This is a genomic window from Daejeonella sp. H1SJ63 (genome assembly GCF_029360775.1).
GTDB lineage: Bacteria > Bacteroidota > Bacteroidia > Sphingobacteriales > Sphingobacteriaceae > Daejeonella.
Genome location: NZ_JARKMZ010000002.1, coordinates 153,135 through 166,208 on the forward strand (window position 1 = coordinate 153,135; position 13,074 = coordinate 166,208).

Sequence of the window (13,074 nt, forward strand, 5' to 3'; positions counted from 1 at the left end):
ATACATTGAAAACTATACAGCTGATGGATATATTGTCTGGTTTCAAAATTGTTGTTGATTTTGCCGAATGAACGTGTAGTTTAAATGTTACGATAAGATCGGTATGATTTTAAATGAATTTATTACCTTGAGTTCTTAGTATTAACCAAGGTCTCATTTTACTTCTTTTTAGGTAAGTATATGTAGTTGCAGCATCAATTAATGATGTTGATTGTAAAATTTTGGGCTTGATTTTATATAGAACCGGAGAATGTCATTTAATAAAAATTATTTTTTCTTTTTATTTATTCTGATACTGATTTCCTGCTCAGGTGAAAAGGCTGCGAAAAGAATACCAATAGAGAATTTCTTTAGCGTGCCCATTAAGAATAATTATCTGGTATCACCGGATGGAAAATTTATTTCTTATCTCAAACCTGACAATAATCGTATTCATATTTATGTAGAGACCTGGGATGGGAAAAATACAACACAGCTTACCTGCGATACCAACAGGAGTATCTCTGGTTATTTCTGGGCAAATAATCAGGAGATTGTTTATTTGAAGGATGGTTCAGAAGAAAAGGATCCCAGCCTGTTTGCAGTAAGATTTGATGGCACGAATAAAAGGGAGCTTGTTACTTTTAAAAATACTAAGATCAAGTTAATAACTACAGGTCAGGTTCACGATGATCATGTTCTGCTAGCCCTGAATAAACGTGATTCTACAGTTTTTGATGCCTACCGATTAAATATCCAAACCGGGCAACTTTCATTACTATTGAAGAATCCTGGAAATATAACCAAATGGTTCTCGGATCCGGCTGGTAAGCTGAGAATGGCAGTAGCCAGCGATGGTGTAAATGAAACGATATTATACCGGGATTCAGAGAATCAGAAATTCCGGGCGGTATTAACCAACAATTTTAAAACCAGTGTATTACCGGTTGCATTTAGCGCTGACAATAGCTGTATTTATGCATTGTCTAATCAAAACAGAGACAGAATGGCTTTGGTTGAGCTTGACTGCATTACCGGTAGTGAACACCGTATTATTTACAGTAATCCTGAGGTAGATGTTACTGATGCAACTTATTCTGTGAAAAAAGGCAAGCTTGTTTTTGCCGATTTTGAGACATGGAAAAAAGACAGACATTACCTGGATGATACTGTGAAGAACATATTTAAACAGCTCGACAAATTGCTTCCAAATACAGAAATCAGAGTCGGCAGTTCTGATTTTGATGAAAAGAAATTCATAATCCGTAGCTATACCGACCGTAATCCGGGTTCTTTCTATCTGTACACTCCGGATGATAATAAGCTGGTAAAGTTGAGTGATGTAAATGCTACTCTGGATGTGGATGAACTTGCAGAAATGAAGCCTGTAAGTTTTATTGCCAGAGATGGATTGCTGGTAAATGGATATCTGACCCTGCCTAAGGGGAGTAAAAAGAAGAAACTTCCGGTGGTAGTGATACCTCATGGCGGCCCTGATTCAAGAAACAGCTGGGGTTATAATTCGGAAGTTCAGTTTTTGGCTAACAGAGGTTATGCTGTATTTCAAGTCAACTTCAGAGGATCAAAAGGTTATGGGAAAAAATTCTGGATCGCAGGATTTAAAGAATGGGGTGGAAAAATGCAGGACGATATTACGGATGGAGTAAGATGGCTGATTTCGGAGGGGCTTGCTGATCCAAAGCGTATTGCTATTTACGGATCAGGATTTGGTGGATTTTCTGCACTGCATGGGTTATTTACAAGGCCGGATCTCTATAAATGCGGTGCTTCTTATTCAGGATTTACAAATTTGTTTGCTTACCTGAAGGATATTCCACCATATTTCAGACCATATCTTCAGATGTATTATGAAACGGTAGGTAATCCTGAAACTGATGCCGATTATTTCAGGGCCATTTCACCGGTGTTTCAAACTGACAAAATAAAGTCACCGGTACTAATTGCACAGGGTACCAGAGATCCAAGGGTGAATATGAATGAGACTAATCAGTTTGTTAAAGAATTGAGAAAGCGAAATGTACCTGTTACATATTTATTAAAGGACGGTGAGGGGCAGATCTTCAGGAATAGCGGGAATAGGCTGGAACTTTATAAGGAACTTGAAATATTTCTTGCAAAGAACCTTGGACGATAGTTTGAAATGAAAGAGTATCAGCAAAATTATCGCAAGAATTTTTCTCTGGTTATTCTTTTTTTGATCCTGATTACTACCTCAATGGGAGGTGCTTTTTTTCTTGCTTTCAATCTTACCTCAAAGTATGTTGAAAATGAATTTGTTTCACAGAAAATTGAAGTCCTCGAAGAAACAGTAAAACCTTACAATGATTTTTTTCAGAATACCATCCCTGAAATTTCTTTTTATCAGGGATATCTGGATTCTGCACAGGCAACTAAGTTCATTGATACAATATTTAACAAATTCCGGTTTGTGGATCGTGTGTTATTTTATGATGCCGGAATCAGTAATCATAATCTCCCTGATGGAATCAGAGTTGGGAACTTTACAATGGCTCCAAAATCAGTTTACCAGTTTTCCAGAAATATTCATCCTGATTCAATAGTACTTTATAAAGAGAATCAATACAATAATGCTTTCTCGACAAAAGCCGGAGATGAATTCAATAAAATGGCCTTGAAGTTCAGTGGTTTTATTACTTCAGCAGATACAACCAAAGTACTGAGCGATGCTGACCGTTTTAATGTATTTTACAGTATTAATTCGGGAAGGATCACTTTTATGAACATTCCCAGAAACGAAGAAATCAGAATATATAAAGACCTGATGGATAAAAATTCTTCATATTCTCCTGTTTATCAGTCTGATATGATGACATTTTATCTCAACCCCCTGCATTTGCACATCATTAATACAAATCCTGAGCTTTATGAGTATATCAGTATTAAGCCATTGGTATACGAATATCTGGAGAATAACCCTGATCTGATCAGTAATGATTTGCCTTTATCCGGACCATTTTCAGGCTATAAACTGTATTTCAGTTCAAGTAAGGATTATTTAAGAAAAGAGATAAATTCCAGATTCAGGCCGATTGCAGGAGGGCTGTTTCTTACTTACACCATACTGGTATTTATTGCTTATCTGATATACCGGAATTTAAATATCAACAGCAAACTGTTTAAACTTCAATATGACTTTATCAATAACCTGACCCATGAATTCAAAACCCCTGTCAGTGTAATAAAGATTGCCGGAAATAACATCAGAAGTGCAACAAAACTTACAGATCATGAACGACTTCATTACGGCAAGATTCTGGATGAAGAGGCAGAAAAACTCAATGATCTTTTGAATAAACTTTTGTCTTTTACTCAGATTGAGAACAAGGCTATTAAAATCAAACCTGAGAATATTAATCTGGAAGTGTTTTGTCAGAATCTGATAGACAGTTATCAGCTAAAATATCCGTTATTTGACATTAGTTGTAATATCAGGGATATAGATTATCTTAAATCAGATCCAGTGCTTTTAGGCAGTATCTTTCAAAATCTGATTGACAATGCTTATAAATATTCCAGACCGGATAAGAAAATATTGGTAATTGATATTTCAAAAGTAAAGAAGCAGGTCATTTTCAGATTTATTGATCAGGGAATCGGGATTCCGGAAGATGATATTGAAAATATATTTAAAAAGTTCTTCAGAGTTCAGAATGAATACAATCAGCAGGGGAGTGTTGGTCTCGGTTTGGCATTCTGTAAAGAACTGGTTAAATTTATGAACGGAACTATTACAGTTGAGAGTATTGAAGGTAAGGGATCTGAATTTAAAATTGAATTGCCACTCGAAATATAAATATGCAAAAGGAGATAAAAATAGCAGTAGTTGAGGATGATGAAAACCTGAGGTTTTTAGTTGTTCATCGTCTTAAGACAGAAGGGTATAATGTTGTTGAGGCTTCTGATGGAATAGTTGCAGAAGAACTGATTATGACAGAACAGCCCGATATAGTGTTGCTTGACTGGATGCTTCCCGGAAAGCAGGGTTCAGAAGTATGTCAGAATGCAAGGAAGCTTGGTTTCGATAATATCATCATTATGATGACAGCCAAAGCTCAGGATGTAGATAAGATTGATGCCTACAACTTTGGTGTGTCTGACTATGTTGCAAAGCCATTTAATATGGATGTTCTTGTTGCCCTTATCGAAAACAAGGTAAAATATGTAATTAATAGCGAAAAATCTGAAGTTTACAGGTTTGGTAATATGGAGCATCATCCTAATACCCATTCATTAATGCGCGACGGAAAGAAGATAGAACTTACTATTCTGGAGAACCGGATTCTGCTTTATTTTCTTAAAAATGCCAATACTGTTATAAACCGCGACGAATTAATGATGGTAGTTTGGGGATATAACTCAGATGTGAACACAAGAACCCTGGATATGCATATTGTCAGACTTCGTAAGAAAATTGAAAGTAATCCTGACAGGCCACACTTTATGCAGACTGTACGGGGAGTTGGCTATAAGTTTATTATTTAGCAGATTTCTTTGACAGAAGCAGTTCCTTAATGCTATTGCTTAATCAGCTTTTTTTCAAAGAGGGCACGCCATTCGGCAGTAAGTTCCTGCAGGTTTGCCAGACGATGCAGCCATTCTTTATTATCCGAATCATGATATCTGATATGATTAACATCCATAACAGAGATCTTTTCCGGATGGGAACAGATATGAATAAGTTTATCTGTTTTCCTGACAATACCTGGTTTTATAGTTCTCAGGTAGTAACCGGTTAAGCCGCTTTCCTGTAAATGAACAGGAAATTTTTTATAATTATATCTTATTCCAATCATATAGCAGGGACCTCTGGGCTCTGATACTTCCACAATTGCCTCGCCTAATTGATAACGATCACCTATATAAACATTACGTTCATCAGCATTTATTCCAGATAAAGTAAGATTTTCGCCAAAGGCTGCAAACTCAAGGTCAAAGCCCAGTTCATTTTTCCATTTTGGGAAATGATCTGCATTATAACAACATATTGCCTTATCGTTACCTCCGTGATGTTTGGTATCTGCTATAATATCTCCGGCGAAGCCTGTCATCCCCAGATCAATTAAATCTGTCTTAATTGGTCGTTTACAGAATGCTGTCATTCCTTTCTGATGGTCAGCTACCAATAGTTCAGGCTCACCAAGGATATTCAAAGAAAGAATGGTGATATCTTTCATAGATGTATTGTACTGAAAATGAATAAAATAAAGAACTGCAGAATCATGGTTCCGTCAAGGAACAGGAAATAATAGTATTCGTCTTTCTCCCATTCTGATTTGAAGATAAGCCAGCCTGTTATAATCGTGGATAAAGTTAAAGCGAAATAATTGGCGTCTGGTTTATCGGTAAACATGAACAGAAGAATCAGATAAGCTGCCAGCAATGACTGACAGAACATGAGCGCTTTTTTTTCTCCAAGCACTACAGGAATTGTTCTTAAATCATTGCTTTTATCCTGAAAAAGATCTCTGATATCAAATGGTACTGTTATAGCAGCGATGAACAGGAAGCGCTTTGCAATCAGTATGATGGTGTCATTCAGGGTGATTGCCGTTTCATTATTACTCTCCATTTCGAGAATTGGCAATAATACACAGCTTAATGACCAGATTGAGGCTATCAGAAATAACTTTACTCCGGGAATGTTTCGCAAACTATATCTTTTTTCCTGAAATGAGAATAATGGGAGGCTATAGCTTACAGACACCAATGCAAGTCCGGCGAGTAAGATTATAGATGAGCTACTCAGAAAAAAACTCAGAGGGATAATGGAAAGGATCGAAATTATCGTTAGTGTAATCGTCAGACGGTAATGTGAAAAGATCCATCTGACTCTCCTGAATGGTGAATTTTCAGGTTTCTGAGGCTTTGACAGGAGTATGCTGAAATTGTAAAGTGCTAAAGTTGAACAAAACAGCAAGGCCAGAATATATTTATCAGGTTTTACTTGCAGAAGCTGGTATGTAACCATACCCTGCGCAACAGCACAAAGAGCAATAAAAATATTGCTGAATAACAGAAGGTCAAGAGATTGCCTTATGTATCTATTCATAAATTATGCAATGGTTATTTATGCCATCCCACTGCGCAATTCAAATATCGTAATTTCAGGTAAAACTCCAACCCTGCCCGGATAACCCAGAAAACCATAACCAACATTAACATACAATTGTTGCTGTCCTTCCTTATAATGGCCTGCCCACTCTTTATAAACATACTGAGATGGGCTCCACTGGAATTTCTCTGTCACAATGCCAAATTGCATGCCATGGGTATGTCCGCTGAACATGGCATCTATCTGTGGGTATTCAGGAATAACCTGAGCCCTCCAGTGTGAGGGATCATGAGAAAGCAATAGTTTTACCGGAACATCATCTGTATTAATTATGGCTTTTTCCATTTGTCCGTATTTGGCAAAGCGGCCTGCTCCCCAGTTCTCAATACCAAGAACCGCAATCTCCTCTCCATCAACACTGATTCTTCTGTTCTCATTTAATAAAAGATCCCAGCCCATATTCTTGTGGGTAAGCTTTACGTCTGCAAGATTCTTTGTTTTGGCCGGTGATGAGCCTTTGCCATAAAAATAATCGCCATAGTCGTGATTACCCAGTACGGAATAAACACCAAGAGGGGCATTCAGTTTTGTAAAGATATCCTGATAATCTCTCATTTCTGATGCCACATTGTTTACAAGGTCGCCCGTAAAGAATATTATTTCCGGTTTTTCCTTTAACAACATTTCCACGCCACCGAGTACTGCTTTTCTATCGTAAAAGCTGCCTGAATGTATATCTGATATTTGCCCGATTGTTATGCCGTCAAATACTTTTGGAAGGTTCGGAAGATATAATGTTCTTCTCTTTACACGGTAATCATAAGCGCTTGATACTACACCATAAGTTAGAGAGGCCAGTGGAAGAGCTGCAACCAGTGTCCCTGCTTTAATAAGAAATTCTGATCTGGGGATAGGATTTTCAGCCCCCGAAATTTCGCCGGAAACAACAGGTTTGTTGCCTTTCAGTTTTCTTTTTATCCAGATTATCCCTCTTCGGATATCGTCTGCAAACAAGAATGGTAAAATAAATATTTTGGATACAAAGGTCAGGAAGAAGACTACCAGAATGACCGAGCGAAGCATAAATTTAATATTGAAAAATATGCTGATGAATACACCCAGAATCAGGAGGAAGGAGTAACCCCACCAGATATAGGCGAACGAAAGGTATTTGTTATCTTTCCATTTCCAACTTACAGACCGTACAGCCTTATAAATGTATATGTCAACAATTAAAAGCAGAATGCTGATAACTATCAAGCCGATTATTCTGTCAGTCATTAATTCTTTTGAGTTTATTTTTTTCTTTGTGTTTAGTAGCGGCTGTTATCATCATAATCCTCGTCTTCATCATCTTCAAATTCTGCATTAAACAAACTGTTGAACATATCTGCAAAACTGAATCCATTATCCAGAAAGGATTTGCTGATCAGCGAAAATTCAGCAAGTCCGTGAAGTAAAAACTCCATTAGTAAGAGCTGCTGGTTATTACTAAGACTCGGGTGGAACTGTTTTATTACACTTTTCAATCCCGGAATTGATTCAAGTGCACTTTTGTACTCCTCAAGAGAAAGGCTATCTTCTAAATTAATGGTATGTCCTGCACCAAACCAATTGATAATTTCAGCATAAGGATTAACGGCTTTTGCCTTTTTTAATTTTTCGGGATCAGGGAAATAGGTGATCATCAGACTTTTTATAGCTTTTCCCAATAAGATGTTTGCCACTTTTGCCGGACCTTCGAGTTCGCCTTCATAGACCAATTCGATTTTACCTGTTATTGCAGGGATCAGACCCAGAAAGTCTGAGATTCTGACAAACGTATTTTCTTCATCATTCAGAAGCATTCTTCTCTCGGCATTACTGATCAGATTTTCATATGCTGATATGGTAAGTCTGGCCGATACTCCTGATTTTTTATCAATATATTCAGACTCCCTGGCTTCAAATGCGATTTGTTCAACCAGATCCTTTACAAGTCCATCTGCTTCGATCTGTTCTCTTTGCGACTTTGTTAACCTTGCTTCCTGCTGAGTGATCTTTCTTGAAATTTCGATGCTGCGCGGGTAATGGGTCAGGATCTGACTTTCAATCCTGTCTTTCAGTGGGGTTACAATCGATCCGCGGTTCGTATAATCTTCCGGATTCGCAGTAAACACAAACTGGATATCCAGAGGTAAACGTAATTTAAATCCTCTGATCTGAATGTCTTTTTCCTGAAGTATATTGAAAAGTGCTACCTGAATTCTCGCCTGAAGGTCAGGTAATTCATTGATTACAAAAATACCTCTGTGCGCGCGGGGGATTAATCCGAAATGGATTACTCTTTCATCTGAGTACGTTAACTTCATGGTTGCAGCTTTGATCGGATCAACATCTCCGATCAGGTCGGCTACGGTAACATCAGGGGTAGCCAGTTTTTCGGTATAGCGGTCTGAACGGTGCAGCCAGGCAATGGGCGTATCTTCTCCTTTAATTTCAAGGATATGATGTCCGAACCATGAAATTGGATTCAGCGGATCTTCAAATAATTCAGATCCTTCAATATAGGGCACATACTCATCCAGTAAATTAATCATCAATCGTGCAATACGTGTTTTTGCCTGTCCGCGTAAACCAAGCAACAAAATATTATGCTGCGATAAGATAGCAGTCTGCAGATCCGGAATGACTGTATCTTCATAACCAATAATCCCTTCCATGACTGTGTTTTTGCCTTTCAATTCACGTATCAGGTTTTCGCGTAGCTCTTCTTTCACCGTACGGGATTTGTAACCGGATTCTTTTAACTCTTTCAGAGTCTTTATGTGCAGCATATCCATATATCGAATGTCTAACGTATCGTCCTTCTTCTGTTTTTAATATAATCTTCAAAAATATATTCACCCAGACCTTTGAGAGAGCTGTAGAAGGCCCTTCCTCCATTAATCTCGGTAAATTGCCTGACAAACTGCTGTAAGTATGGGTCCCGGGCAATCATAAATGTGGTGATTGGAATTCCAAGTCGTTTACATTGCGCAGCCATGTTCAGTGTTTTGTTAACCACCTTCCGGTCTAAGCCAATACTGTTCTTATAGTATTTATTACCTTCTTTAAGACAGGTGGGTTTACCGTCGGTAATCATGAAGATCTGCTTGTTGTGTGTTTTTCTTCTCCTCAGGAGGTCTACGGCGAGCTCCAGTCCGGCGTAAGTATTGGTATGATACGGGCCCACCTGCAGGTATGGGAGATCTTTCACAGAGATTGGCCAGGCATCATTTCCAAAAACTACAATATCGAGAGTGTCTTTAGGGTATTTTGTTTTTATAAGTTCTGCCAGTGCCATAGCAACTTTTTTAGCAGGCGTAATTCTGTCTTCACCATAAAGGATCATGGAATGCGATATATCAATCATCAGTACGGTGGAAGTAAGCGTTTTATAATCTTTTTCTTCTACCTCCAGATCTCGTTCGGTCATTGAAAAATCGCCAATACCATGACTGACCTGAGCATTATGAATAGATGCTGTCATGTCAATCTGATCAAGACTGTCGCCAAACTGATATTCCCTGCGGTCAGCATTTTTCTCTTCACCCAGTCCGGAAATATTCGTGTTATGGCTGCCTTTTCCTGACTTCTTTAGCTTCCCAAATATTTCATCGAGTGCCGATTTTCTGATACTTTGTTCAGTCTTGGATGTAATATTGAAACTTCCGGGTTCCCGGTCATCATCTTTCAGATACCCCTTTTTCTTAAGGTCTTCAATAAAATCACCCATCCCATACTCATCGCTGGTAAGTTTGTACTGCTTATCCAGTTCATTCATCCAGGCAATGGCTTCATCAGCATCGCCGGAGGTGTAGTTAAGTAGTTCCAGGAACAGCTTCAATAATTCTTCAAAACCACCTTTCGGGAGTTCATTGGGAATATATTTGGAAAAAGAATGTCCCCGCATACAAGCTTTTGCAGATAATTGTGTGAAACGCAAAGTTAAGGTATTAAAGAGCCAATAATGTTATTGATATGTCAAATAAGGAGAGGTCAAAATGAATAAATTGAGTGTATTCAGGTTATTATTTGAATGAATTCTGCAATTAAGGCTAATTTTAAATAATCATGTTAATCCAGCCATAGATTTTCAGTGCTGCTTCTGCAATTTCCTGAAGTGTAGCGGTCTTTTCCAGATCAAGCGAAGAACATGTACATCCAGTTGATTCTTAATGCATTTGCGCTTTACCTGATAAAGCAATTCAGTATTTCTTGAAGAAATAATCAGTCTGGCACCCATTTTATTGAGTTCATAGCATAAAGCTTCCCCAATTCCGCCCGATGCGCCGGTAAGCCATACGATCTTGTTTTTAATATCTATGGCTTTTTATTCTTCAATGATGAATAGTTCTGATGCAATATGATCTGCGAAAAGTTTTCCCTCAAGACTAAGATTAACTTTTGGGTCATTAATCTTCAGCCAGTTCTTATCTAAAAATACTTCTATTTCCTTTCGGATTGAATCGCTGTAATCAGAGCCGAATTTTTTTGCTATGAAATCAAGGTCTATGCCCTTGCTGGTACGCAGCGAAGTCATGATATACTCATTAATGCGGTTTACTTTGGTCAAAAACTCAGTTTCAGCAGGGATTTTATTTTGTTGGATTTCCTGTATGTAACGATGATTGTTTGCAATATTCCATTGCCGGCTTTCTCCATTAAAAGAGTGAGCAGAGGGGCCAATACCCAGATAGTTTATACCTTCCCAATAGTTTGAGTTATGCCTCGAATACATACCGGGCTTTGCAAAATTTGAGATTTCATAATGTTCAAACCCGGCTTCAGTTAAACGACTAATCAGGGTTAAAAACTGACCGGAGCTCTGGCTGTCATTCATTGGGAGCTCTTTCCCTTTCTTAATAAATGATGCCAGTGCTGTTTTCGGCTCTATCGTCATTGAATATGAAGAAATATGCGGGATCTGAAAATCAATCAGCTTTTGAATATTTTGCTCCCATTTTATATCGCTCAGCAGCGGAAATCCATAGATCAGATCGGCAGTAATATTTTCAAATCCTGCATCCTGAACTCTTTTAACAGAGCTTTCTGCTTCTTTTGAGCTGTGTGCCCGGTTCATCCACTTAAGATCCTCTTCAAAAAAAGACTGTATTCCGATGCTGAACCGGTTAACCGGAGTCTGGCGAAGTTCTTTCACTTTTTGTGCGTTCAAATCATCCGGATTGGCTTCCAGAGTGATTTCGGCATCGCCGGAAACTTCAAATTCTGAAGTGATATCACCAATCAGGCTGTGTATTTCATCAGCACTTAAAACAGAGGGCGTTCCACCACCAAAATAAATGGTTTCTATCTTCTCAGTGCTCAGGTATTGCTTTCTCAGTCTGATTTCATTTCGCAGCGCGTTCAGCATTTCGTTTTTGTACTGAGGCGAGGTGCTGAAGTGAAAATCGCAATAGTGGCAAGCTTTTTTACAGAAAGGGATATGCAGATATATTCCGGCCATTTTGCAAATCTACGATAAATACAGGCATGGCTGAGTGAAATCAGAAAGTGCTCAGGAATTGGTTCTCTCAGCCAGCTTCTCCCTTCGGTATTTAGCCAGGTTGATCAGCAAAACACTGCCCAGAATAATTACCAGTCCGGCAATCTGAATGGCCGAGATCTTTTCTCCTGCAAAAAATACAGCCAATAATACCGCTACCACCGGGTTTACATAAGCATAGGTGCTGACCTGCATTGCAGGGCGCACCTGCAGCAGCCAAACGTATGCACTGAATCCTGCAATCGACCCGAAAATGACCAGATATGCTACCGCTAACCATGCATCCGCAGGAACATCAGACCAGTTAAATCCGCCGAGTTCATTGCGGTAGACAATTCCGGGTATAAAAGCTATTCCGGCAGCCATCATTTGCCAGGCGCTTGTTACAGTGATGGATCCCTCGGTTGATCTGTATTTTGAATAGAGAGAGCCTCCCGACCATGAAATGGAAGCTAAAAGCAGAAGGGCCATACTTCCCATACTGACATGTGCACTTTCATTTGCTGCCAGCGCTTCTGAGAGCTGGTCACTGAATAAAAGGATTACTCCAGCCAGTCCGATCAGCATTCCTGCAATAATTGATTTACTTCTGAAATTTTCTGACCATTTTGGTTTATCCAGAAGGACGAACCATAAAGGAGCGGAAGAAACCATTATGGCAACCATTCCACTTGGTAAACTTTGTTCTACCCATATAATAATTCCATTCCCGAAAAACAGTAATAATATTCCACTGATTGCAGCGTGCTGAACACCCTTTACCCCGAAAAGTCTTTCTCCTCTTACGATGCACCATGCCATCATTATCGCACCGGCAAGAACGAATCTCAGGGCTCCTAGAATAAAGGGAGGGAATCCCTTTACAGCGATCTGAATAAAGAAATATGTGGATCCCCAGACAATATAAACTATCGCAAAGGCAAGGATAACCATAAGTGGTGAGGCAGAATTCGTTTTGCTGGCAGTCATATTACAGGGCTGGTATAACCAATTGTTGTTGTTCTTTTACGGTTTCAGGTACAATTGTTGTTTTGGTAGAAAGAACATTAGATATTTTACTGAGCTTGTTGCGCATCAGTTCCATAAACGATGCTGAGTCTGCTTTGCTGATCCTGACAAGATAACAGTTATCTCCGGCAAAACGATGGACTTCCTGAACCTCAGGAACTTTTGAAAGCTCTGAAGCCTTGCTGCTGCAGCCAGATCCGTCAGCTGATTTAATAAATACATAAGCCGGCTGATTTTGTTGCAGCGCAATTGGATTTAAGCGTGCAATATACTGCAGAATGACATTCTTTTGTTCAAGCTTTTTAATCCTTTCCAGTACCGCCGAAGGAGCCATATTAAGTTTTCTGGCTATACCGGCATTTGCGATTCTGGCATTATTCTGCATCAGACCAAGTATTTCACGGTTTATTTGGTCAGTATTGTACTCTTTTTGATGCATCGTTCTGCAAATTTATCTACAAATAGA

At 38.8% G+C, this 13,074-nt stretch carries 11 protein-coding genes; 3 read left to right on the forward strand and 8 right to left on the reverse strand.

Annotated features, from left to right (window positions below):
- Positions 1 to 250: 250 nt before the first annotated feature.
- Genes P2W72_RS01550 through P2W72_RS01560 form a run of 3 tightly spaced genes read left to right on the forward strand, consistent with a single transcriptional unit; the run spans position 251 to position 4,503 of the window.
- Positions 251 to 2,134 (forward strand): S9 family peptidase, encoded by a 1,884-nt coding sequence (locus P2W72_RS01550; RefSeq protein WP_276359102.1) that lies wholly within the window; start codon positions 251 to 253, stop codon positions 2,132 to 2,134.
- Positions 2,135 to 2,140: 6 nt separating this feature from the next.
- Positions 2,141 to 3,814 carry a HAMP domain-containing sensor histidine kinase gene (locus P2W72_RS01555; RefSeq protein ID WP_276359103.1) on the forward strand — a complete coding sequence of 558 codons (1,674 nt, stop codon included), beginning with the start codon at positions 2,141 to 2,143 and terminating at the stop codon, positions 3,812 to 3,814.
- Between the two features lie 2 nt (positions 3,815 to 3,816).
- The gene (locus P2W72_RS01560) at positions 3,817 to 4,503 is read left to right on the forward strand and encodes a response regulator transcription factor (protein ID WP_276359104.1); all 687 of its coding nucleotides are present in this window, start codon (positions 3,817 to 3,819) and stop codon (positions 4,501 to 4,503) included.
- 32 nt (positions 4,504 to 4,535) lie between these two features.
- On the opposite strand, the gene P2W72_RS01565 is transcribed toward P2W72_RS01560, so the two are convergent.
- The 8 genes from P2W72_RS01565 to P2W72_RS01600 form a co-directional block, all read right to left on the reverse strand.
- Positions 4,536 to 5,195, reverse strand: a complete 660-nt coding sequence (locus P2W72_RS01565) for an MOSC domain-containing protein (RefSeq protein ID WP_276359105.1) — start codon at positions 5,193 to 5,195, stop codon at positions 4,536 to 4,538.
- Positions 5,192 to 6,070 (reverse strand): hypothetical protein, encoded by an 879-nt coding sequence (locus P2W72_RS01570; protein WP_276359106.1) that lies wholly within the window; start codon positions 6,068 to 6,070, stop codon positions 5,192 to 5,194. Before P2W72_RS01570 ends, P2W72_RS01565 begins: the two co-directional genes overlap by 4 nt.
- A gap of 18 nt (positions 6,071 to 6,088) precedes the next feature.
- Positions 6,089 to 7,354, reverse strand: coding sequence for a metallophosphoesterase (locus P2W72_RS01575; protein WP_276359107.1), 1,266 nt, complete (start codon positions 7,352 to 7,354; stop codon positions 6,089 to 6,091).
- A gap of 32 nt (positions 7,355 to 7,386) precedes the next feature.
- Entirely contained in the window at positions 7,387 to 8,895 is a 1,509-nt protein-coding gene (locus tag P2W72_RS01580) for a sigma 54-interacting transcriptional regulator (protein ID WP_276359108.1), read from the reverse strand.
- Between the two features lie 11 nt (positions 8,896 to 8,906).
- Entirely contained in the window at positions 8,907 to 10,007 is a 1,101-nt protein-coding gene (locus tag P2W72_RS01585; protein WP_276359154.1) for a VWA domain-containing protein, read from the reverse strand.
- A 420-nt stretch (positions 10,008 to 10,427) separates the two neighbouring features.
- Positions 10,428 to 11,561, reverse strand: coding sequence for a radical SAM family heme chaperone HemW (gene hemW / locus P2W72_RS01590; RefSeq protein ID WP_276359109.1), 1,134 nt, complete (start codon positions 11,559 to 11,561; stop codon positions 10,428 to 10,430).
- Between the two features lie 51 nt (positions 11,562 to 11,612).
- Positions 11,613 to 12,569, reverse strand: coding sequence for an EamA family transporter (locus tag P2W72_RS01595; protein ID WP_276359110.1), 957 nt, complete (start codon positions 12,567 to 12,569; stop codon positions 11,613 to 11,615).
- A gap of 1 nt (position 12,570) precedes the next feature.
- Entirely contained in the window at positions 12,571 to 13,047 is a 477-nt protein-coding gene (locus P2W72_RS01600) for an Lrp/AsnC family transcriptional regulator (RefSeq protein ID WP_276359111.1), read from the reverse strand.
- Positions 13,048 to 13,074: the final 27 nt, after the last annotated feature.

Bases quoted from the DNA above. Each gene is read 5' to 3' on its own strand.
- P2W72_RS01585 (WP_276359154.1), bottom strand. From the start codon at position 10,007: ATGCGGGGACATTCTTTTTCCAAATATATTCCCAATGAACTCCCGAAA.
- P2W72_RS01580 (WP_276359108.1), bottom strand. From the start codon at position 8,895: ATGGATATGCTGCACATAAAGACTCTGAAAGAGTTAAAAGAATCCGGT.
- P2W72_RS01550 (WP_276359102.1), top strand. From the start codon at position 251: ATGTCATTTAATAAAAATTATTTTTTCTTTTTATTTATTCTGATACTG.
- P2W72_RS01600 (WP_276359111.1), bottom strand. From the start codon at position 13,047: ATGCATCAAAAAGAGTACAATACTGACCAAATAAACCGTGAAATACTT.
- P2W72_RS01565 (WP_276359105.1), bottom strand. From the start codon at position 5,195: ATGAAAGATATCACCATTCTTTCTTTGAATATCCTTGGTGAGCCTGAA.
- P2W72_RS01555 (WP_276359103.1), top strand. From the start codon at position 2,141: ATGAAAGAGTATCAGCAAAATTATCGCAAGAATTTTTCTCTGGTTATT.
- P2W72_RS01560 (WP_276359104.1), top strand. From the start codon at position 3,817: ATGCAAAAGGAGATAAAAATAGCAGTAGTTGAGGATGATGAAAACCTG.
- P2W72_RS01570 (WP_276359106.1), bottom strand. From the start codon at position 6,070: ATGAATAGATACATAAGGCAATCTCTTGACCTTCTGTTATTCAGCAAT.
- P2W72_RS01595 (WP_276359110.1), bottom strand. From the start codon at position 12,569: ATGACTGCCAGCAAAACGAATTCTGCCTCACCACTTATGGTTATCCTT.
- hemW (WP_276359109.1), bottom strand. From the start codon at position 11,561: ATGGCCGGAATATATCTGCATATCCCTTTCTGTAAAAAAGCTTGCCAC.
- P2W72_RS01575 (WP_276359107.1), bottom strand. From the start codon at position 7,354: ATGACTGACAGAATAATCGGCTTGATAGTTATCAGCATTCTGCTTTTA.